17 protein-coding genes are annotated in these 21,171 nt (G+C 71.3%); 13 read left to right on the plus strand and 4 right to left on the minus strand.

The features are described from left to right. Positions 1 to 7 precede the first annotated feature (7 nt). From ACJ8AN_RS01285 to ACJ8AN_RS01315, 7 genes are all read left to right on the plus strand, one after another. Entirely contained in the window at positions 8 to 1,021 is a 1,014-nt protein-coding gene (locus ACJ8AN_RS01285; RefSeq protein ID WP_407753382.1) for a VWA domain-containing protein, read from the plus strand. Continuing rightward, positions 1,018 to 2,076, plus strand: a complete 1,059-nt coding sequence (locus ACJ8AN_RS01290; protein WP_407753335.1) for a tetratricopeptide repeat protein — start codon at positions 1,018 to 1,020, stop codon at positions 2,074 to 2,076. Before ACJ8AN_RS01285 ends, ACJ8AN_RS01290 begins: the two co-directional genes overlap by 4 nt. Next, entirely contained in the window at positions 2,060 to 3,952 is a 1,893-nt protein-coding gene (locus ACJ8AN_RS01295; RefSeq protein WP_407753336.1) for a BatD family protein, read from the plus strand. The genes ACJ8AN_RS01290 and ACJ8AN_RS01295 overlap by 17 nt, the downstream gene beginning before the upstream one ends. Beyond that, positions 3,949 to 4,701, plus strand: coding sequence for an SH3 domain-containing protein (locus tag ACJ8AN_RS01300; RefSeq protein WP_407753337.1), 753 nt, complete (start codon positions 3,949 to 3,951; stop codon positions 4,699 to 4,701). The genes ACJ8AN_RS01295 and ACJ8AN_RS01300 overlap by 4 nt, the downstream gene beginning before the upstream one ends. After that, a complete protein-coding gene (locus ACJ8AN_RS01305; protein WP_407753338.1) occupies positions 4,698 to 5,390 on the plus strand; it encodes an ABC transporter ATP-binding protein in 693 nt (230 codons plus the stop codon). Before ACJ8AN_RS01300 ends, ACJ8AN_RS01305 begins: the two co-directional genes overlap by 4 nt. 15 nt (positions 5,391 to 5,405) lie before the next feature. After that, positions 5,406 to 5,894, plus strand: a complete 489-nt coding sequence (locus tag ACJ8AN_RS01310) for a hypothetical protein (RefSeq protein ID WP_407753339.1) — start codon at positions 5,406 to 5,408, stop codon at positions 5,892 to 5,894. A 136-nt stretch (positions 5,895 to 6,030) separates the two neighbouring features. Continuing rightward, positions 6,031 to 9,189: a poly(A) polymerase gene (locus ACJ8AN_RS01315; RefSeq protein ID WP_407753340.1), complete on the plus strand. Its 3,159-nt coding sequence runs from the start codon at positions 6,031 to 6,033 to the stop codon at positions 9,187 to 9,189. A 21-nt stretch (positions 9,190 to 9,210) separates the two neighbouring features. Here the strand turns inward: ACJ8AN_RS01315 and fliB are convergent, their stop codons facing one another. After that, the gene (fliB, locus tag ACJ8AN_RS01320; RefSeq protein WP_407753341.1) at positions 9,211 to 10,512 is read right to left on the minus strand and encodes a flagellin lysine-N-methylase; all 1,302 of its coding nucleotides are present in this window, start codon (positions 10,510 to 10,512) and stop codon (positions 9,211 to 9,213) included. A gap of 81 nt (positions 10,513 to 10,593) precedes the next feature. On the opposite strand from fliB, the gene ACJ8AN_RS01325 reads away from it, so the two are divergent. After that, positions 10,594 to 12,405: a DUF885 domain-containing protein gene (locus tag ACJ8AN_RS01325; RefSeq protein WP_407753342.1), complete on the plus strand. Its 1,812-nt coding sequence runs from the start codon at positions 10,594 to 10,596 to the stop codon at positions 12,403 to 12,405. Positions 12,406 to 12,429: 24 nt separating this feature from the next. Here the strand turns inward: ACJ8AN_RS01325 and ACJ8AN_RS01330 are convergent, their stop codons facing one another. Continuing rightward, positions 12,430 to 14,157 (minus strand): S8 family serine peptidase, encoded by a 1,728-nt coding sequence (locus ACJ8AN_RS01330; protein WP_407753343.1) that lies wholly within the window; start codon positions 14,155 to 14,157, stop codon positions 12,430 to 12,432. A gap of 254 nt (positions 14,158 to 14,411) precedes the next feature. Between ACJ8AN_RS01330 and ACJ8AN_RS01335 the strand changes: the two genes are divergently transcribed. After that, a complete protein-coding gene (locus ACJ8AN_RS01335; protein WP_407753344.1) occupies positions 14,412 to 14,861 on the plus strand; it encodes an inorganic diphosphatase in 450 nt (149 codons plus the stop codon). On the opposite strand, the gene ACJ8AN_RS01340 is transcribed toward ACJ8AN_RS01335, so the two are convergent. Then, complete coding sequence (locus ACJ8AN_RS01340) at positions 14,842 to 16,536, minus strand: DUF885 domain-containing protein (RefSeq protein WP_407753345.1); 1,695 nt, start codon at positions 16,534 to 16,536, stop codon at positions 14,842 to 14,844. The genes ACJ8AN_RS01335 and ACJ8AN_RS01340 overlap by 20 nt on opposite strands. A 95-nt stretch (positions 16,537 to 16,631) precedes the next feature. Here ACJ8AN_RS01340 and ACJ8AN_RS01345 point away from each other — a divergent pair, with 95 nt between their 5' ends. Beyond that, on the plus strand, positions 16,632 to 19,193 hold the full coding sequence (locus ACJ8AN_RS01345; protein WP_407753346.1) for an ABC transporter permease: 2,562 nt from the start codon (positions 16,632 to 16,634) through the stop codon (positions 19,191 to 19,193). 5 nt (positions 19,194 to 19,198) lie between these two features. After that, positions 19,199 to 19,588, plus strand: coding sequence for a PleD family two-component system response regulator (locus ACJ8AN_RS01350; protein ID WP_407753347.1), 390 nt, complete (start codon positions 19,199 to 19,201; stop codon positions 19,586 to 19,588). A 37-nt stretch (positions 19,589 to 19,625) separates the two neighbouring features. Here ACJ8AN_RS01350 and ACJ8AN_RS01355 read toward each other — a convergent pair whose 3' ends face one another. Beyond that, positions 19,626 to 19,952, minus strand: a complete 327-nt coding sequence (locus ACJ8AN_RS01355) for a PilZ domain-containing protein (RefSeq protein ID WP_407753348.1) — start codon at positions 19,950 to 19,952, stop codon at positions 19,626 to 19,628. Between the two features lie 220 nt (positions 19,953 to 20,172). Here ACJ8AN_RS01355 and ACJ8AN_RS01360 point away from each other — a divergent pair, with 220 nt between their 5' ends. Both ACJ8AN_RS01360 and ACJ8AN_RS01365 read left to right on the plus strand, forming a co-directional pair. Next, positions 20,173 to 20,655 (plus strand): hypothetical protein, encoded by a 483-nt coding sequence (locus ACJ8AN_RS01360; protein WP_407753349.1) that lies wholly within the window; start codon positions 20,173 to 20,175, stop codon positions 20,653 to 20,655. Between the two features lie 9 nt (positions 20,656 to 20,664). Continuing rightward, positions 20,665 to 21,162 carry an ATP-dependent helicase HrpB gene (locus ACJ8AN_RS01365; protein WP_407753350.1) on the plus strand — a complete coding sequence of 166 codons (498 nt, stop codon included), beginning with the start codon at positions 20,665 to 20,667 and terminating at the stop codon, positions 21,160 to 21,162. The last annotated feature ends 9 nt before the right edge of the window (positions 21,163 to 21,171 follow it).

Genomic DNA, 21,171 nt, shown 5'->3' on the forward strand with positions numbered 1-21,171 from the left:
CTACCAGATGGGGTTCGCGACGCCCCTCTACCTCGCGCTGGGCGTGGTGGGCGCGCTGGTGGGTACCCTGGCCCTGGTGTCGGCGCTGCGCCGGCGCACCCGCGTGGGCGCGCTGCTCCACGCGCGGCTCGTGGACAAGCTCGCCCCCGGCACCTCGCGCTGGCGCCCGGCGGTGCAGGGCGGCCTCCAGGGACTCGGGCTGCTCCTCTTCGGGCTGGCGCTGGCCCAGCCCCAGTGCGGCACCAAGAGCGAGCTGACGAAGCGCCGCGGCATCGACGTGGTGGTGGTGCTGGATGCCTCCAAGTCCATGCTCGCCAAGGACGTGCAGCCCAGCCGCCTGGAGCGCGCCAAGCTGGAGCTCACCGCGCTGCTCGACGAGCTGAAGGGAGACCGGGTGGGCCTGGTGGCCTTCGCGGGCGATGCCTTCGTGCAGTCGCCCCTCACCTCGGACTACTCGGCGGTGAAGCTCTTCCTGCGCGCGGTGGACCCCGAGCAGATGCCCCAGGGCGGCAGCAACATCGGCGAGGCGCTCATTCTGGCCAAGCAGGTGCTGGAGAACGCGGACCGCGGCGCCAAGGAGCGCGTGGTGGTGCTGCTCTCGGACGGCGAGGACCTGGTGGGCGAGGTGGACGAGGCCGTGGGCGCGCTCAAGGAGGCCAACGTCCAGGTGCTCACCGTGGGCGTGGGCTCGGAGCAGGGCGAGCCCATCCCCGTCTACAACCGCCGCGGCGAGTTCGTGGACTACAAGAAGGACAGCAGTGGCGAGACGGTGATTACCCGCCTGGATCGCGCGGGCCTCACCCGCATCGCCGAGGCCACGGGCGGCGCCTTCTTCTACCAGCCGCGCGGCGTGGCCATGGCCGAGGTGCTCGAGCGCGTCGAGAGCATGCAGAAGAGCGAGCTGGAGAGCCGCGTCACCGTCCGCTACGACGAGCGCTACCAGTGGTTCGCCATGCCGGGGCTCGCGCTGCTGGTGCTGGGCATGTTGTTGCTGCCATCCTCGCGCCGGAGGTCGTCGTGAGCAGGGGAGTCATGGGCATGCGCGTGGGTGCGCTGGTGCTGCTGGCCCTGGGTCTGGTGCTGCCGTCCGGGGCCCGGGCCGCGGGGCTGCTGGAGAAGGAGCACCCGCTGATTCAGCAGGGGCGCCAGGCGTTCGACGCCGGCCGTTACGAGGACGCGCTCTCCGCCTTCGAGCAGGCGAAGAAGGAGCGCCCGAGCGACCCCGCGGTGGAGTTCAACCGCGGCGATGCGCTGATGAAGATGGGCCGCCTCGATGAGGCGAAGCAGGCCTTCCAGAGCGTGGCGGACGCCAACAGCCGGCCGGACCTGCGCGAGAAGGCCACGTACAACCTGGGCAACCTCCACGCGCAGCTGGGCGACACGCGCGAGGCGCTCAAGGCCTACCGCCGCGCGCTCACCATGGACCCCTCGGACGAGCAGGCCCGGCACAACTACGAGGTGCTGCTGCGCAACCTGCCTCCGCCGAAGGGCGGGACGGATGGTGGCACCGATGGAGGCCAGGACGCCGGGCAGGACGGGGGCCAGGATGGCGGCCGCCCGGACGCTGGCCCGGATGCGGGTCCGGATGCGGGTCAGAAGGATGGGGGTACGCCAGCGGATGCGGGCCAGGACGGCGGCACCGATGGGGGTTCCGATGGGGGCCAGGACGGTGGGCAGGATGGAGGCCAGGACGGTGGGCAGGATGGCGGCCAGGGCGACGGCGGCCAGCAGGATGGAGGCCCGGGTGACGGAGGCCCGGGTGATGGCGGCCAGGACGACGGAGGCCAGCAGGATGGGGGCGCCGACGCGGGACAGGATGGCGGGCCGGGCGACGGTGGCGGCCAGGGGGACGGGGGCCAGAGCGACGCGGGTGAGGGCGAGGACCAGGGCCACGAGTCGGACGGTGGCACCGAGGGCGAGGCCGACGAGGTGGATGCCGGTGTCAACCCCGCGGACCTCAATCGCCAGGAGGCCGAGCGCCTGCTGGATGCGATGAAGCAGAACGAGAAGAATCTCCAGCTGTGGCGTTTCCAGCAGAAGAAGCGGCAGAGGAATCCCAATGAGAAGGACTGGTAGCGGCCTCGCGGCACTGGCCGCGCTTGCCCTGCTGATGGCGGCCCTGCCGGTGTGGGCGGCGGGCATCGAGTTCTACCAGACGGCGGATCGCACCGAGGTGGGCACGGAGGACGTCTTCCAGCTCACCGTGGTGGTGGTGGATCCGCCGGACACCGCGCAGGTGCAGTTCCCCGCGCCCGAGGACTTCGAGGTGCTGTCGTCCTCGCAGAGCACCCAGCGCTCCATCGAGATGAGCGGGGGCGGGCCTCCCGTCATCCAGACGGTGCGCAAGCACGTGCTGCTGATGCGGGCCAACCGCCCCGGCGCCCTCACCATCCCCCCGGCCGTGCTCACCGCCGGAGGCCGCACCTGGCGCACCGAGCCCGTCAAGCTGTCGGTGCGCAAGGGCCACGTCGGCGGCGCCGCGCAGGCCCAGCGCCAGCCTCCGCCCGACCCCTTCCGCAACTTCCCGGGCCTCGGCGGCATGCAGGACCCGTTCGCCGACGAGGAGGACGACGAGCCGGGGGGCCGCACGCAGGAGGACATCCGCATTCCCCGAGGGGACTCGGACCTGTTCCTGCGCGCCACCATCGACAAGAAGCAGGTGTACGTGGGCGAGCAGGTGACGCTCTCGCTCTACATCTACTCGCGCGTGGACCTCTCCAGCGTGGACGCCGTCACCATGCCCAAGCTGGAGGGCTTCTGGAGCGAGGACGTGGAGAGCCCCACCCAGCTCTCGGGCGAGCAGCGCATCGTCAACGGCATCCCCTACCGCACCTACCTGCTGCGGCGGCGCGCGCTCTTCCCCATGAAGGGCGGCACCCTGCCCATCACCGCCGCCGAGGCGGACATCACCACCGGCTTCCTCTTCGCCGGCCACCGCGTGCACCGCGTCTCCAACACCCTGGAGGTCGAGGTGAAGCCGCTGCCGCCCGGCGGGCCCAAGGGCCTGTCGAGCGCCAACGTGGGCGACTGGAAGCTGTCCATGGAGGTGTCCCAGACGAAGGTGGAGCTGGGCCAGCCCGTCACCGTGCGCGTCATCCTCGACGGCTCGGGCAACGTGAAGAACGTCACCCCGCCCCGGCTCGAGGCCCCCGCCGCGCTCAAGGTGTATGACCCGACCACCACCGACAAGGTGGTGCCCAACAAGTGGCGCATTCAGGGCCGCCGGGTGCAGGAGTACCTGGTGATGCCGCAGCGCACGGGCTCGTTCACGCTGCCCGCGCTCGAGTTCCCCTACTTCGACCCGAAGGTGGGCCGCTACGAGGTGTCCCGCACCGAGCCCGTGGAAATCCTCGTGGAGCCGGGAGCGGGTGGGGTGGCGTCCTCCTCGGGGTCCACGGCCTCGCCCTCGGGGCTGACGGACGCCGCGTCCGAGCAGAAGAACGTCCTCACCGCGAGCGGCCTGCGCCCGCTGCGCTACCAGGCACGCTTCGAGGAGCCCACGGCCGCGGTGTGGCAGCGTCCCTTCTTCGTGCCGGCGGTGCTGACGCCGGTGGGGCTGCTGATGGCGCTGGGCCTGGTGGGGCTGGTGCGCGGGCGGCTGTCCACCGAGGACGAGGGCAGCCGCAACCGGCAGCGGGCCAAGGCGGCGCGCAAGCGGCTGGCCGAGGCGGAGAAGCTGCGCGGAGGCAGCTCCAGCGCCTTCTACGGCGAGGTGGAGAAGGCCGTGCTGAACTTCCTGGAGGCCCGGCTGCACGCGCCGGTGGGTGGCCTCACGCGCGACGCGCTGGACGCGAAGCTGGCCGAGGCCCGGGTGGATGCCGAGCGCCGCCAGCGCGTGCGCTTCGTGCTCGAGGCCTGTGACGCCGGACGCTTCGCCCCCGGTGCCGAGCCGGCCGCCCGCGAGCGCATCCTGGATGACGCCGAGGCCGTGATGGAGGGTTGGGACAAGTGAGCGCCGCCGTTACCGCCATCCTCGTGGCCACGCTGCTGGGGCAGGGGTACTACTCGCCCGAGGAGGCGCAGACCCTCTTCCAGCAGGCCAACGAGGCCTTCCTCGAGCAGGACTACACCGCCGCGCGCGAGGGCTACGAGAAGCTGCTCTCGCACGGCTTCAGCGGCCCGGACATCCAGTACAACCTGGGCACCACGTACCTGGCGCAGGGAGACCTGGGGCGCGCGGTGCTCGCCTTCGAGCGCTCGCGCCGGGCCGGTGGCGAGGGCCCGGACCTGGAAGCGAACCTCTCGCTGGCGCGGGCGAAGCAGCTCGACAAGGTGGTGGGCAACGCGCCCGAGGAGCCCTTCCAGCACCGGATTGTCGCCGCCACGAGCGGCAACCTGGTGGCGTGGCTGTTCCTCGGGACGTGGGGGGCGGCCTTCGCCTTCCTGCTGCTCTTCCGCGTGCTGCGCCCGGGCCGGCGCGCCTGGGCAGCGGTGGTGGGCGTCCTGCTGCTGGTGGCGTCGGTGCCGTCCGGCGCGCTGCTGGCGTTGCACATCTGGGTGCACGAGACGCTGCACGAGGCCGTGGTGGTGGCGCCCACCCTGCGCGCACGCGAGTTCCCCAAGGAAGAGGCCAAGGTGTCCTTCGAGGTGCACCCGGGTCTGAAGGTGCGCGTGATGGAGGAGACGGGGCGTTACGTGCGCATCCGCCTGCCCAACGGCCTCGAGGGCTGGGCCGAGCGCGACGGCGTGGCGGAGATATGATCGAAGCGCTCGAGGTGATGAAGGTGTACCGGCGTGGGCGCTCGGAGGTGCGGGCGCTCGCGGGGGTGTCGCTGAGCGTGCCGAGGGGCGAGTTCCTCTCGGTGATGGGGCCGTCGGGCTCGGGGAAGAGCACGCTGCTCAACCTGCTGGGCGCGCTGGATGTGCCGGGCTCGGGATCGCTGCGCATTGACGGGCGCGAGCTGTCGAAGATGAAGGACGACGAGCTGTCCGCCTTCCGGCGCGAGCGGTTGGGCTTCGTGTTCCAGTTCTTCAACCTGATGCCCACGCTGACGGCGCTGGAGAACGTGATGCTGCCGGGCCTCTTGTCGGGGCGGGCGCAGGCGGAGCTGCGGCGGCGGGCCGAGGTGTTGCTGGAGATGGTGGGCCTGGGAGGACGGGCGCACCACCGGCCGGACGAGCTGAGCGGTGGAGAGATGCAGCGCGTGGCGGTGGCGAGGGCGCTGCTGATGGAGCCGGCGGTGCTGCTGGCGGACGAGCCCACGGGGAACCTGGACTCGCGCACGGGTGCCGAGGTGCTGCGGATGTTGCGCGAGGCCACGCGGGAGCGCGGGCTGACGGTGGTGATGGTGACGCACGATCCAAAGGCCGCGGCGGTGGGAGACCGCATCGTGCGCCTGGCGGACGGGCGCATCGTCGGCGACGAACGGGTGCAGGATCAGGCCGCCTGAAAACGAGCCGAGTACATGTCAGGGCCAACTCAGGAGTACGGTTTCTCCTTCTCGTCCGACCTTCGAGCGCCGCCCGAAGAGGTCTGGTCCCATGCGACCGACATGCGGGGCGTCAATCGGGAGTTCTTCCCGCTGGTCCGCATGAGCTGTCCCGTGCCGGATGGCCGGCTGCCTTCGTCCCCGCCACTTGGCCAGCGGTTGTTCCGGAGTTGGATCCTGCTCTTCGGACTGCTGCCCATCGACTACGACGACCTCTCTTTCGCCGAGTTCGAATCCGGCCGCCGCTTCCTCGAGCGCTCGGTGATGCTCTCGCAGAAGCAGTGGGTCCACGAGCGCATCCTCACCCCCACCGCGACGGGGTGCCGGCTCACGGACTCGGTCCGGTTCATCCCGAGGCTGCGCCTGCTCGGGGCACTGCACCTCGCTGTCTTCCGGTTGGCCTTCCGCTGGAGGCATCGCAACCTGCGGCGGTTGTTCTCTCGTGGCCAGGAGCAGGCGGCCTGAGCCTCTTGTCAGGCCCGGCACGGGCGTCGCGTCAGGTGGGGCGCGCGAGGTCCACAACACTCGTGCTTACTCGGCTGCTCCCGCCCTGAATCCGAGGGCCCTCCGAGTCTCCATTCGTTTCGCGAGGGCCACCGCCATGTCTCAGGACAGATTCCAGACCAGCCGCGAGGTGTACCACCGCATCCGGTGGGACTCGCGGCTCGACGCCCACGAGTTCGTCATCGGCTACGACGCCCGGGGCGAGCAGATGGAGGAGGTTCCCTTCGCGGCCTTCGTCCCCGATGGGGACATTCCCTGGCACCGCGTCTGGTACTTCCGGCGCGGCCACCAGAAGGTGTGGGACCGCCGCGAGCGCATCGACCGGACGGACTCGCTCACGCTCGAATCCCCGGTGGCGTCCGTGAAGCCGCCGCCGCCGCCGCCTCCTCCTCCTCCTCCGTCTCCGTCTCCGTCTCCGTCTCCCTCTCCCTCTCCCTCTGCCGAGGGCACTCCGCGCTTCACGCCCCTGCCTGTCTACCGGTACGACGCGCGGACCCATGCCTGGGTCGAGGCGGAACGGCCGGCCCGTGGCTCCGAAATCCATCCCGCTCCCGCGGAGCTCTCGGTCGCCACGTTCAACGTCCTGTTCGACCTGTACGACCCGGAGTTGCTCGCCACCCGGAGGCGCACCGCCGCGGCGCTCTCCCTGCTGCGTTCGGTGGATGCCGACGTCATCGCCCTGCAGGAGGTCACCGAGCCCTTCCTCCACGCGCTGCTCGAGAAACAGTGGGTGCGCGAGCACTACTTCGTCTCGGAGGGGCCGGCCGCCTCCACCGTCGAGCCCTATGGCCAGGTGCTCCTGTCCCGCTTCCCGTTCGCCTCGCTGAGTCAATGCGTCTTCACCCGGGACAAGCGCATCATCGCGGGCGAGCTCGCGCTTCCGGGCGGCTCGCTGTGGGTCGCCACGCTCCACCTGACGAGCAATCGGGTGGCTTCAGGCGGTGCGGCTCGCGCCACCCAGGTCCAGACACTCCTCGATTGGGCCCGGTCTCTCGAAGGGCAGGGGAGTGGTTCGCCCGAGGTCGCGCTCGTGGGGGACTTCAACTTCGGCGACGACGCGCCCGAGCTCCAACTCTTCCAGCGCGCCGGTTTCGTCGATGCCTGGGCGGCGCTGAAGCCCGGTGACGCGGGGTATACGTTCGACCCCTCGCGCAATGCTCTCGCCGCGTTCACGACGACCTCCGGTAAGCGCCAGCGGCTCGATCGCGTCCTCGTGCGCTCGGCTTCGGGACGGTTCGTTCCGCACCAGGTGGGCCTCTTCGCCGAGGAGCCCCTCCCAGGTGCCCCAGCCCCTGGCGGGGATGCGCTCTTCGCCTCGGACCACTTCGGGCTGAGTTGTGTGCTGCGCCGTGGCACTTCGTCCCTCCGAGCCCCGGCGCCCAGGCCCGTCGAGGCCGCGCCCCGGGAGCTCACGGCGCCGCTCGTCCACCAGTCGGTCGTGGTGCTCATCCCTCCCGAGGAGCTGTGGGCTCCCATCCAGGCCCTGCGCTCGGTGCACGACTCGAAGTTCGAGCGCTGGATGCCCCACGTGACGCTGCTCTACCCCTTCGTGCCCGAGGAGCACTTCGCCGAGGCGGAGGTGCTCATCACCGAGGCACTCCGGGACCTCGAGCCCTTCGAGGTAACGCTCTCGGGTTTCGGCTACTTCGAGCACCGCTCGGAGGTGACGGCGTGGCTCCGCCCGGATGCCCACCCGCATGGCGCGGTGAAGGCACTGCACGCCGCGCTCGAGGGAATCCTCCCAGGCCAGGGCAGGCATGGCCGCGAGTTCGTCCACGACTTCATTCCGCATCTGACGGTCGGGCAGCTCCCGCGCGCGGCGGCCGCGGACCTCCGGCGCACGCTGGCCGCCTGGGAGCGGGATTGGCGTCCGCTCCGCTTCGAGGTGGGCGAGGTGTGTCTCGTCAGCCGGCGCGGTGATGGGCCCTTCGAGGTACGTCGGCGCGTGCCGCTCGGAGGACGGCCACGCCGGCCGACTCCCGAGAAGCTCGAGAAGAAGGACGCGCTCCGGGCCGTGCTGTCGGCTCGCGGAGAGTGTTCCTCCGAGGAGACCCGTGCCGCGCGCGAGGCGGTGGTGGGCCGGCTCGGAGCCCTCTGTGCCCGGCTCGGAGCGGAGCTCCACCCGTATGGCTCGTACCTGCTCGGTACGGACACTGCCAGAAGCGACGTGGACGCGGTGGCTGTCGGGCCCGCGAGCCTGTCCCGCGAGGACTTCGCTCGGGCGCTCATCGGCCTCCTTTCCGAGCAGCGGGGACCCGCGAGTGGGCGCTTCGTGGCGGATGCCGCGCTTCCCATGGTGAAGCTGTCGCTCGAGGGCGTGTCTTTCGACCTGTCCTATGCGAGCCGTCCGGAAGGCGTGGAGCCCTGTCCTCCGGCGGAGTTGCTGGCGCGCCATGGCGAGCGGCTGGACACCGCCAGTTTCCGAGCGCTCAACGGCTGGACGGACACGCGGGCGCTGCTCGACTGCGTGGAGCGGGAGGGGCCGGGGCCCGAGCGCTTCCGCACCGTGCTGCGTGCCGTGCGCTCGTGGGCGAAGGCTCGCGGCGTGTACTCGCACGCGCTCGGGTACCTGGGCGGGTTGTCCTGGGCCGTGATGGCGGCCTGGGCGTGTACGCGCGCTCCCCGGGAGGCGGCGGGCTCCGAGGGCGGGTTGCTCGCGCACTTCTTCGAGACCTTCTCCGCCTGGTCCTGGCCCAAGCCCCTGACGTTGACCGCGGAGACGGCGCACTACCCGCTCGGCAACAAGCGGGACGTCATGCCGGTGGTGGCGCCCACGCTGCCCATGCGCAACTCGGCTCGCAACGTGTCGCGCTCGACGCTCCGGGTGCTGCGCGAGGAGCTCGCCCGGGCTCGCGAGGTGGTGCGGAGGGCTCGTGCCGAGGGCTCGGTGGCGGCCTGGGAGGCGCTCTTCGAGCCCGCGGACCTCGAGCGCGAGCTACCCGTGCGGCTGGTGATCTCCGTCGAGGCACCTTCGCCCGAGGCGCGCGAGAGGGCCTCGGGTTGGGTGCTCGGGCATCTCACGGCGTTGGTGTACCGGATGGAGGCCGACCGCGGGCTCTTCGCCCGGCCCTTCCCGGGCACGGAGAGCCCCTTCGTCATTGGCCTCGCCTCACTGGGGGCGGGGGGCGGCGAGGCGCTCTCGATGCGGCCGGGGAGCGCGCTCGCGCGGACGGTGGAGGAGTTCCGCGCGTCCTTCCTGGAGTGGAGCCACCGCCCGCCGGGCACGGCGCTCTCCGTCGAGCGCGTCTCTCGCTGACGGCGGTACGCGCCCCGGCGCTCAGAACGTGGCGAACACGAGCACCTTGCCCAGCGTGTCCGCGCCGCGTCCCGTGCCCGAGAGGCCCTCGGCGAGCGAGAGGAATTCCGGCGCCTGCTCCACGTGCTTCGCCACGAGCTGGAAGGTCTCCACCGCCGCGAGGTCCAGTTGCTCCCGGGCCTCACTGGTGGAAGCGGGCTCGGGGCAGAGCGCGGCCACCCGGGGATGGCCCGCGAGCGTCAGGCGTAGCAGCCCCACCTTCAGGGCCAGGCGGAGCACGTAGGCGAGCAGGCTCGGCGAGTCGGTGAACGGGCTGCGCCAGAGGTGGTGGAGGGCGGCGTTGTGGAAGTATTGGCGCACCCGCTCGCCGTGGTGGGTCTCCAGGTGTTGCCACCGCTCCACGTAGATTCGCCAGGCCGCCTCCGGGCCGCTCGCGCCACCGTCCTCGAGCTGGAGTGATTCCAGGACGCCCCGCACCCACGTGGTGAAGCGCTCGCCCCGGCCCGTCGCCCCCCGCGCCTTCAGCACCGCGCTGAACAGGCCCACGCAGGGCCCTCCCGGGAGCGACAGCCCGGTGAAGTCCTCGTGCACCGCGTCCAGCACTTCTGGGATGTCGAAGCGCTGGAGCTCCTCTTTCAACCGGGCCCGGGCACTGGCGCGCTCCGCTCCCCGGAAGGACTCCGTGCCCCGGAAGTAGAAGCCGTCCAGTCCGTAGGCCAGTTGCCCGAGCATGGCGAGCCGCGAGGCGAGCGGGTATTGGCTCTGTCTCAGCAGCCGGAGCATGGCGTCGCGGAGCGTCTCCGCATGCAGGCAGTAGGCGTCCTCCGAGTTCACGGGAATGGGCCTCGCCACTTCCGGCCGGGGCACGAACGTGGACGTCGAGTCCACGGGCACTGGCTCCAGTGCGTCCTCCGCCAGCAGGCACAGGCGCGCCACCTCCGGGCAGGCCAGCGTCCCCGAGACCTCCAGCCGCTCGCCCCACCGCGTGAGGATGCGCGGGAAGTTGGCGCAGATGTCCGGCAGCACGGCCTCCCCGTGGCGGCGCTGGAGTGAGCAGAGCCGCTCCGTGTCCAGGAAGGGGCAGTCTGCGTGCAGGGGAACCTCGATGAAGGCTCGCTCCGACGAGGCTCCGCCAGGATTGAGGGAGACGTGCTGGCGCAGGCGCTCGGCGTGCTCCGGGCTCCCCGACTCCGCCGCCTGTAGCCGCTGCCACTGGGACTCGCTCACCGGCACCTTCATCCCCGAGCAGCAGGAGTCCTCACAGCGCTCCGCGATGCAGCGGAAGCGCGTCATGTAGCGCGGCAGGGTGGGCAGGGAAGGCATGGCTCATCGGGACACTACCCTCATCCGTCCCCTCCTCGGGAGGGTGGGGGTATGCTGGCCGCCACACAGAGAGGACGGTCCATGCTGCAAGCAGTCCGGCGACTCGCCGTGGGGCTCATCGCGACGCTCCCCCTCACCGCCGAGGCGAACAAGAAGAACACCGCCACGGCCACGCTCCACGCCCTGATGGATCGCGAGTGGCAGTACCAGCTCGAGCACAGCCCCACCTATGCATCGGTGCTGGGTGACCGCCGCTGGAACGGCCGCTGGGACGACCGGAGCCTCACCGCCATCGAGGCGGACCACCAGCACAACCTCCAGATTCTCGCGCAGCTCCAGAAGCTGGAGCGCACGCAGCTCCCGCCCGCGGACCAGCTCAATTACGACCTGTTCCGCCACGACTACGAGCTGTGGATCGAAGAGCACCGGTTCAAGTGGTATCTGCTGCCCACGAACCAGTCGGGCGGGCTCCCGGAGGGCGTCAAGCAGCCTCCGGGCATCCAGACGGCCTACCAGCTCGCCGATACGCTGCGCTTCTCGACGGCGAAGGACTACGAGGAGTGGATTGCCCGGCTCGAGGGCTTCGGCACCTACGTGGACCAGGTGATGGCGCTCATGCGCGAGGGCATGCGTGAGCGGCTCATGCATCCCAAGGTCGTCCTGCAGCGCATTCCGCCCCAAATCGCGAAGCAGCTCGTGGACGATCCCACGCAGAGCGGCTTCTACAGCCCCTTCACGCGCTTCCCCGCCAGCATCCCCCCGGCCGAGCAGCAGCGGCTGTCCGAGGCCGGCCGTGCCGCCATCGCGCGAGGCGTGCTGCCCGCGCTCACGCGCTTCCATCAATTCCTGTCAGCCGAGTACCTCCCCGCCGCGCCCGAGCAGGTGGGCATCTGGCAGTTGCAGCAGGGGCAGGAGCTGTATGGCTTCTTCGCTCGCAAGTACACGACGACGAACCTGACGCCGGACCAGATTCACGAGCTCGGCCTGTCCGAGGTCCAGCGCCTCCGCGCCGAGATGGAAGCGGTGAAGGCGAAGACGGGCTTCCAGGGCTCGCTCCACGAGTTCTTCCAATTCCTGCGCACGGACTCCCGCTTCTATTGCAAGAGCGGCGAGGAGCTGCTGCTGCGCTACCGCGGTCTCGCCAAGCAGATAGACCCGCGCCTGGTGAAGCTATTCAAGACCCTGCCGCGGCAGCCCTACGGCGTCGAGCCGACCCCGGATGCCATGGCCCCGGATGTCACCACCGGCTTCTACTACCCCGCCGCGTCCGACGGTTCCCGCCCCGGCACGTACCTGGTGAATCTCTATCGTCCCGAGACGCGGCCCGTCTGGGAGATGGTGCCCCTCACTCTGCACGAGGCCGTGCCCGGGCATCACCTGCAGACGTCGCTCGCCGCCGAGCAGAGCCAGCTCCCCGACTTCCGGCGCTACGGCTACCACGTGGCCTATGGCGAGGGCTGGGCCCTGTATTGTGAGACGCTCGGGGACGAGCTCGGCCTGTACGACGACCCGTACGACAAGTTTGGCCAGCTCGCCTACGACATGTGGCGCGCCGTCCGGCTCGTGGTGGACACCGGCATGCACGCCCGGCGCTGGAGCCGGCAGCAGGCCATCGACTACTTCCTGGAGAACTCGCCGCGCCAGCAACTGGACGTCGTCAACGAGGTCGACCGTTACATCGCCTGGCCCGGCCAGGCCCTGGCCTACAAGGTGGGGCAGCTCAAGATTCGCGAGCTGCGCACCCGCGCCGAGCGCGAGCTGGGGGCGCGCTTCGACGTCCGCGAGTTCCACGACGTGGTGTTGCTCGACGGCTCGCTCCCGTTGGAGCTCCTCGAGCGGCGCGTCGACGCGTGGATTGTCAGGACGCGCGCCTCTCCACCGCCAAGGCAGTAGGACCCGGAGCCGGCCCGGGGGTGATTACGGCGCGGGCGCCTGGACCGGCGGGAGCGCGTCGAGCGCCGCCTTGGCCTGCACCAGCCCGTAGCCGTAGCGGGGGTCATGTCCCGACTCGCCCAGGTCCTTCGCGGTGCTCTCCAGCACCGTGCGCACCTCGGTGGCCGTCATCGACGGGCGCGCGCTCCACACCAGCGCCGCCACTCCCGTCACATGCGGCGTGGCCATCGAGGTGCCCGGGAACCACGCGTAGTCCACCCCGCGCAGGTTCACGTGCACCTGCTGGCCCAGGGTCTGGAGCACGGCCGCCCGCGACTCCCGGCCCACCGCCACCGTGGGCACCCACTTGCGCCCCGGTCCGTCCAGGCCGATCAGCCACGGCTCCGTCTCCGACTTTTCGATGCCGAAGATGATGGCCCGCGCTCCCTGCTTCATCACGTTCTGCGCGATGGCGTTGAGCCGGTACGTGTCGGACAGCCGCACGTAGGCCACGAAGCCCGCGCACGTGCCGCCCTTGCACGCTCCGGACTCGCCCTGGCCGCAGTCGATCAGCTCGCCGGTGAAATCACCCGCCGGCGCGAAGAGCAGCGAGCGCGAGGTGAAGTGCTGCCCGCCCGCTTCGATGTCCGGCGTGGTGGCCCCCTGCATGCTGATGGTCGAGTACACGTTGGCGCCGGGCGCCACCAGGCTCAATCCCGCGCCGCGGTTGGAGAAGAAGGCCAACTGGCCGCCCGTGTCCACGGCGCCCACCGCCAGCACGGACGGGTAGGCCGCCGGGAAGCTCAGCGGGGCCTCGTGGCCCACTTCGCTGTCGTTGCCCGCCGCCGCGACGATGAGCATTCCCCCGTCCCGGGCCGCCTGGAAGGCATCTCGCGCGGTGCGCCCCATGTCCATCGACGTGCCCAGCGACAGCGAGGCGATGTTCGCGCCCTGGCTCTGGCACCACTCGAGCCCGGAGAGCACGTCGCTGATGCTGGCCGTCTCGTGCACGTTGAGCACCCGGGCGATGAGCAGCTCCGCGCCGGGCGCCACGCCCACCATGCCGCCCCGGCTCATGTTCGGCCAGGACGCGCCGCCCGAGCCGAGCTGCGCCGCGATGATGCCCGCCACGTGCGTGCCGTGGCCAATGCCCCTCACGCCGTTGGTCTCGTCGCTCGGGTCCTCGTCGTTGTCCACGAAGTCGTGGCCGGCCGCGTAGGGAATGGCGAGCTCGGGGTGACGCCGGTCGAGGCCACTGTCGATGATGCACACGCGGATGCCCGCGCCGGTGGGCGCTCCCGTGTCGAGCACGCCGTCCTCGTTGGCGTCCCACACCTTGGGGGCCTGCACCATGCGCACCGCGTCCGTGTACTCGTCCACGGAGCCGGCCGCCACCGGCATGCCGAGCGCGTGCACCTCCACGTCCGGCTCGATGCTCTCCACGTCGGGATCCGCGGCGAGCCGGGCCCGCTCCTCGGGCGTCACGCGCGCGGCCACGGCCGGGACGAGGTGGTACTGGGCCTTCACCTGGCCCCCGAGGCGCTGTACCGCCGCCGCGCTCACCCGGCCCTTGGCGCGGTAGCGCACGAGCACGGCCTCGCGGCCCTCCGTGGCCTGGGCGCGCTGGATGTCGAACGGACTGCGCTGTGCTTGCTCGGGAAGGGCGCCCGCTTCCACACCGTCACATTCTTCGTGCTGCTGCTCCTCGACGGAGTCCTTACCGCCCGAACACGCCGCCAGGGCCAGGAGCCCGAGTTGTGCCCACCGCCGCATCGTCGCCCTCCTTCTTCCACCTGCGGGCAGAGGTGCGCAGGCAGAACGCGAGAAGCCAGGGGAAGCCGAATTTTCCAGACGTGGGGACGTGCCCGGGTGCACAGAGCCCGGCGGCTTGTGTGGAGCACTCCCCAGCACGAGCGTCCCCTCGCGGACGGTGGTGGGAAGGCGCTGTGGGAGAGCCGGGGTGCGCAGGAGTGCCGCTCCCCTGGTTGCTGGACGAGCGGGGGTGCACTTCGTGCTACACAGGCCGGGTGTCCGAGTTCTCCCTTCCGCCCGAGCTTCCGAGCGAGCCCGAAGTCCTGGTCGAGTTCCCGCGCTGGTCCGTGGTGAAGCGGCGCGCGGACGGGAGCGTGGACTTCATCTCCCCGCTGCCGTGTCCCTACAACTATGGCTGCATTCCCGGGCTGGGCTCGGGGGATGGGGACCCCTTGGACGTGGTGGTGCTGGGCCCGCGGCTGCGCCGGGGCGAGCGGGTGCGGATGCCGGTGGTGGGCGTGCTGGCCTTCCTCGACGCGGGCAGCGAGGACCCCAAGGTCATCTGCAGCACGCGGCCGATGCGCGCGGTGGACCGGGTGGGGCTGGAGACCTTCTTCCGCGTCTACGCGCTCTTCAAGCGGGTGCTGCACCTGCTGCGCGGCAAGCGGGGCGGGGCCACGCGCTTCGTGGGGTGGTTGCCCGGCTTCACGCGTCCGCCAGCATGAAGCGGCGCAGGAGCGCGGGCGGCACCGGGCCGTAGGAGAAGAGCTCGTCGTGGAAGGCGGGCTCGTCGAAGCGGCTTCCGCGCTCGCGCCGGCAGTCCTCTTCCAGTTGCTCGAGCTCGAGCGCGCCGAGCAGGTAGGTGATGGCCTGCATGGGGATGCGCTTGTAGCGGAGGATTTCGCGGCGCGCGTTGGGCTCGGGCATGCAGGCGTGGCGCATGAGGTAGCGCACGGCGGCCTCGTCATCCATGCGCCGGGTGTGCAGGCCGAGGTCCACCACCACGCGCACGGCGCGCAGGGCGCGGGCCATGAGTGCGGTGAGGGCCTCGGCGGGCGAGTAGAAGCCGGCGCGGCGCATGCGCTCCTCGGCGTAGGTGGCGTAGCCCTCGATGTTGAGCATGGGGCCGAAGTGGCCACGGGCCATGGCGACGTGGTCCGTGACGAGGAGGAAGCGCACGGGGGCGGGGTGCTGGGAGAAGGCGCGCTGCCAGGCGACGCTCTGGAGGAAGTGGCCGGGGATGCCCTCGTGCACGGCGAGCAGCGCGGCCCAGACGGTGGGGTGCGCGGGGGCCATGGGGGCCAGGACGAACCAGCCGGGCTTGCGTGGGTCCAACAGGGGCGCGGGCCAGTTGGTGCCGCGCACGTCCACCATGCCCGGAGGCAGTGGCTTGAGGCCCAGGCGGCAGCCCTCGGGGACGTTGAAGAGCCCATGCTCGTGGACGAAGGCGTCGGCGCGGGCGATGAGCTGGCGGTAGAGGGGGATGACGTCCTCGTCCCGGGCGGGGTGCTCCGTCTCCATCCGCGCGAGCAGGTCGCGGGCCTCGGCGAGGTTGGAGAGGGGCGCGGAGAGCTGCGCGGCGAGCAGCACGATGGAGCCCTCGGTGCGGGCGAGCACCTCCTCGGCCTGGCGCACGAGCTCCTCGGGGGAGGCGGTGAGGCCGAACATGTGGCGCAGCCGCCAGCGGTACTCGTCGTCGCCGAGCACCCTGCCGGGGCGCGCGCGGGGCAGCACGCGCTCGCGCAGGAAGCGGTGGTGGGCGGCGAAGGCCTCGCGGGCGGCGTGGGCGGCGTGCTGGAGGGCGCGGGCCTCGGCGTGGGAGAGCGTCACCCCGTGCGCGTCGGGGAGGGCCGGGAGGTGCTCGTAGTAGCGGACGATGACGGGGAGCTGGTCCTCGGCGAAGTCCTGGACGACGTGCACGTCCGGCACCTCGCCGGTGGCGAGTCCCTCGGTGAGCAGCGCCTCCTGCTGCTGGAGGAAGGTGGGGATGCGCGCGGCGCGGCTGGCGAGGGCGGACCAGTCCCCGGCCGTCTCGGCCTGGCCGATTTGGTACTGCAGCATGGTGTGCGGATAGGTCGACAGCTCGACATTGCTGCGGAGGCCGCGCAGGTCCTCGTGGGCGTGGACGTGGAAGCGGGAGACGCCGAGCATGGCCAGCCGGTCGAGCTGGGCATCGGGAGGGAGGGCGTCGTGGGGGAGGCTCTCCAGCCAGGCGAGGGTGTCGCGGTGGAGGGCGTACTCGTCGCCGAGGGCGGACGGGGAGAGGTCCTTGAGCCGGTCGTCGAAGTCGTGGCGGCCGAGCGTGGTGGCCTCCTCGGGCTGGGTCTGGAGGTAGCGCTCGAAGAACGAGGCGCGGAGCCGGACGAAGGCGTCGAGGGTGGGGGGGGAGGCCTTGCTCATGTCCCTCGGAAGGTAGTCATCGCCCCTTGGGAGGGCTTGCCTGCCCGGCATCCAGGCCCCCCAGGTCACCTCGGAGGGGATAAGGTGCGCGCGTCATGCTCGCGCTGCTCCGGCTCGTCTCCCTGAGGCACCTGTTGGGTGCGCCGCTGCGCACCGGTCTCACGGTGCTCGGCGTGGCCGTGGGCGTGGCGACGATGGTGGGCGTGATGTCCATCAACGGCTCGGTGCTGGAGGCGTTCCGTTCCACGGTGGATGCCATCTCCGGGAAGGCGGACCTCACGGTGGCGGGCGCGCAGACGGGCTTCGACGAGTCCGTGCTCGAGCGGGTGCGGGCGGTACCCGGGGTGGCGCATGCCTCGGGGGCGATGACGGTGATTGCCCCGGTGCGGGGCGCGCCGGGCGAGCGCCTCTACGTGATGGGGGTGGACCTGCTGGATGACGGCCACTTCCGCACGTACCAGGGGGTGGACCGGGACGTGGGCTCGCTCGCGGACGACCTGGAGTTCCTCAACTCGACGGACCGGATGCTGGTGTCGGAGCGCTTCGCGCGCGAGCACGGGCTGAAGGTGGGGGACGGCTTCCAGCTCATCACCGGCGGCGGGCCACGGGACTTCGTGGTGCACGCCCTCATTCGCGAGGCGGGGCCGGTGAAGGCCTTTGGCGGCTCGGTGGGAGTGATGGACGTGGCGTCGGCGCAGGCGGCCTTCGGGCGCGAGCGGACGCTGGACCGGATCGACGTGGCGGTGGACCCGGCGGTGGGCGTGGACGCGGTGCGGGAGCGGCTGCGAGCGGCCCTGGGCGGAGCCTTCGAGGTGGAGCTTCCCTCTCGCCGGGGCGGCACGGTGACCACCATGGTGCGCAGCTTCCAGATGGGGCTGAACCTGGGCTCCGGGGTGGCGCTGCTGGTGGGGGTGTTCCTCGTCTACAACACCATCGCCATCAGCGTGGTACAGCGGCGGCGGGAGATTGGAACGCTGCGAGCGCTGGGGGCGACGCGCCTGCGCCTGCGAGCCCTCTTCACGCTGGAGGCGCTGCTGTTGGGCGGGGTGGGCACGGTGCTGGGGCTGCCGCTGGGCGTGCTCATCGGCCGGGGGGCCATCCTCTGGGTGTCCCGGGCCATCTCCAGCCTCTACGTGCAGGTGAACGCGCGGGACGTGACGGTGGGCCCGCTGGAATTGGGATTGGGCGTGGCGCTCGGGGTGCTGGGCAGTGGCCTGGCGGCGCTGCGTCCGGCGATGCGGGCCTCGAGCGTGGCCCCGGTGGAGGCGCTGCGCCGGGACGCGGCCCAGGGCGCGGAGGTGGGGGGCTCGCGCCTGCCCACGGTGCTCGGGGTGGGGTGCCTGCTGCTCGTCTACCCGGCCTCGTGGCTGCCGCCGCCGCTGGAGAACCTGCCGGTGGGGGGCTACCTCTCCGTCTTCCTGGTGCTGATGGGGACGACGCTGCTCGCCCCGCCAGTGCTGCGGGTGCTGTGGCGCCTGTACCAGCGCCCGGGCGAGGCACTGCTGGGGGTGAGCGGCCGGCTGGCGGCGGACAACTTCGCGCGAGCCCCGGGGCGTACGGCGGTGCCGGTGTCCGCGCTGGCCATCGGCGTGGCCATGTCGGTGTGCCTCGCGGGCTTCGTGGGCTCCTTCCAGGCGGCCGCGCACCGGTGGCTGGACCAATCGGTGCCGGCGGACCTCTTCCTCACCTCGGCGGCGCGCATCGCGGGCAGCCGCAACCAGCCCATGGGGCCGGAGCTGGCGGACGAGCTCGCGGCGCTGCCCGGGGTGGCCGAGGTGGACCGGGTGCGGGTGCTGCCCCATGACGTGCTCGGCCTGCGCGCCTACGTCATCTCGCTCATCCCGGAAATCTACGAGCGCTACGGCCGGCCCGAGCTCCTCGAGGGCCGCCTGCCCACGCGCGAGGAGCGGCTGGCCGGGCGGGTCATCATCTCGGAGAACCTCTCGCGTCGGAGGACCCTGCACGTCGGGGACACCTTCGAGATGTCCACGCCCACGGGGGCGCGCACCTACACGGTGGGGGCGGTGGCGGTGGACTACACCTCGGACCAGGGGGTCGTCTTCCTGGCGCGCGAGGTGTACCAGGCGCACTTCCAGGACGACCGGGTGGACACCTTCGAGCTGTACCTGGCGGACCGCTCGCGCCTGGACGAGCTGCGCCGGACCATCACCGAGCGGTGGGGTGAGCGCCACCAGCTCTACGTGCTGAGCAACGCGGACCTGCGCCAGGAGGCCACGGCGCTGATCGACGACGCCTTCGCCATCTCCTACGCCATGGAGGTGGTGGCGGTGCTGCTGGCGCTGCTGGGGGTGGTGAACACGCTGCTGGCGGCGGTGCTGGACCGGACGCGGGAGATTGGCCTGCTCCGGGCGGTGGGCGCGGCCCGGTCCCACATCGTCCGACTCTTCGTCGGCGAGGCGGCCTTCATCGGGCTGTCAGGAGGGCTCATCGGCGGGCTGGCGGGCCTTTGGATGGGAGTCCTCATCACGGACGTGGTAGGGGGTCAAGCCACGGGGTGGAGCTTCCCCTACATCTTTCCCGTCCGGCTGGCAGTGTCGATGGGGGTCGCTTCGACCCTGTGCGCCATCCTGGCCGGGCTGTATCCTGCGCGTCGTGCCGCCGCCTTGAACGTGGTGGAGGCGCTCGCCTACGAGTGAGTCCCATGGGTGCCAACCTGCAGAATCCCTTCCACATCCTCCTGGTCGAGGACGAGCCCGTCATCCGGGAGCTCGTGCGTTCCATGTTGAGTGACGGGGCGGTGGAGGTGGTGTGCGCCGCCAATGGCATCGAGGGCCTGAAGCTGGCCAAGAGCCGCCCCTTCCAGCTCGTGCTGATGGACGTGGTGCTGCCCCAGCTCGATGGCATCTCGGTGTGCCGGATGCTCAAGAGTGATCCGACGACGTCGAAGGTGCCCGTGTACATGCTCACGGCCAAGTCCAAGAAGTCGGACATGGAGAGCGCCACGATGGCGGGAGCGGATGGCTACATCCAGAAGCCCTTCAAGGGCGCGGAGCTGATGGCGCTGGTGGACCGGTTGCGCCAGGTGGCCTGAGCCGTCGCCGGGGCGCGGAAGGCTCGCGAGGCCCGGCTCAGGGCAGGCGCGGGTGGAGGTAGCGCGCCAGCAGCAGGAAGTGGTCCCAGTCCAGGCCCACGAACTCGAGCGCCACGCCGTGCGCTTCGCGGCGGACGATGGCGCACGTCGTGGTGAGCTCGCCGATGCCGGGCAGGGGCAGCGTGAGGGTGAGCTGCTTGGTGGAGTCGGGCGGGTGGCCGAGCAGGAAGAGGCCAGCCATGGACAGGTCGTGCGCCTTGACGAGCACGATGCGCTCGCCAACGTGGACCTTGACCATCCAATTGGCCTCGACGCGCGGGTGGTAGCGCCCTGGGTTACGGGTGGGGCCGGTGGACGGCGTCATACGAGAGCTCCTCGGGGTGCGACAGGGAGCTACGAGTGTGGAGCAGGCCCGGGGGGTCGCAACTTTTCGTCCGGGACCGTCCACGCGCGTGGATGCGAGCTCCACCGGCGTGGAGGGTAGCCCGGGGGGAGTGGTGGCCAAGTGCCCGGGATGACTGCGCGAGCCGGCTGGCACGAGGGCTGAAGAAGCCCCGGCACATCCCAAGCGCAGGAGGCTTCACGTGGAGAACGGCAATCGGATTGGCACGCTGTCCATCACCCCGACGGTGGCGAGGCAGACGCCGCGGAACGATTTCGGCACGGTGTTGGCGCGCACGGCGCAGGAGGTGGTGAGGACGGGAGCGGGAGTGGTGGCGGCGATCGTGCCGGGGGGGCCGGCGGTGAGCGCGGCGGTGGCGAGCGTCAGCGCGGTGGTGTCGACGGCGGCTTCGTCGGCCCCATCGGTGCGGGGCGCCTCGGTGACGGCGGGGGGCACGGGCGGGACGGGGAGCGCGTCGGCCACGCTGGGCAGCACGGGGCAGGGGGAGCAGTGGGACTTGCTCGCGGCGCAGAAGGAGATGCAGGCCGAGGGGGCGAAGATGAACCTGGCCTACATGAACCTGCAGAACGAGATGCAGGCGGAGAGCCGGGCGCACAACGCCATCTCCAACATCATGAAGGTCCGCCACGACTCGGCGAAGGCCGCCATCAACAACATCCGATAGGGGCGCGCCATGGCCATCGACAAGGTGGGGGCGATTGGCGGGGCGGGAGCGACGCCCGCGCTGGAGCCCTCGGGGAAGGCGCGGTTCGGCGAGGTCCTGGAGGGGGTGAAGGGGCCGGCGAAGCAGCCGGGGCCCCGGGTGGCGACCGAGGGCGCCCCGCAGCTGGCCTCCGCGGAGCGGACGGAGGCGGCGCGCGGGACGTGCAGGGCGGAGGGGGTGGGGAAGGCTCCGGCGGGGACGTCGGAGGTGCAGGCGGGGGGACGGGTGGACTCGGTGCGGGGCGCGCGGTCGCAGCAGGCGGTGCAGATGCTGGACCGGGTGAGCGAGGCGCAGAAGCGGTTGGACCACGTCATGGCGCTGGCCGAGTCGGGCAGGTCGTTCTCGCCGACCGAGCTGCTCGCGCTCCAGGCGCACGTGTACCGGGCGACCCAGGAGCTCGATCTCGCCGGGAAGGTCGTCGAGAAGGCGACCGGCGGCATCAAGCAGGTTCTCCAGACCCAGGTGTGAGGAGTCACC

It is taken from the genome of Archangium sp. (genome assembly GCF_045802675.1).
Classification (GTDB): Bacteria; Myxococcota; Myxococcia; order Myxococcales; family Myxococcaceae; genus Archangium.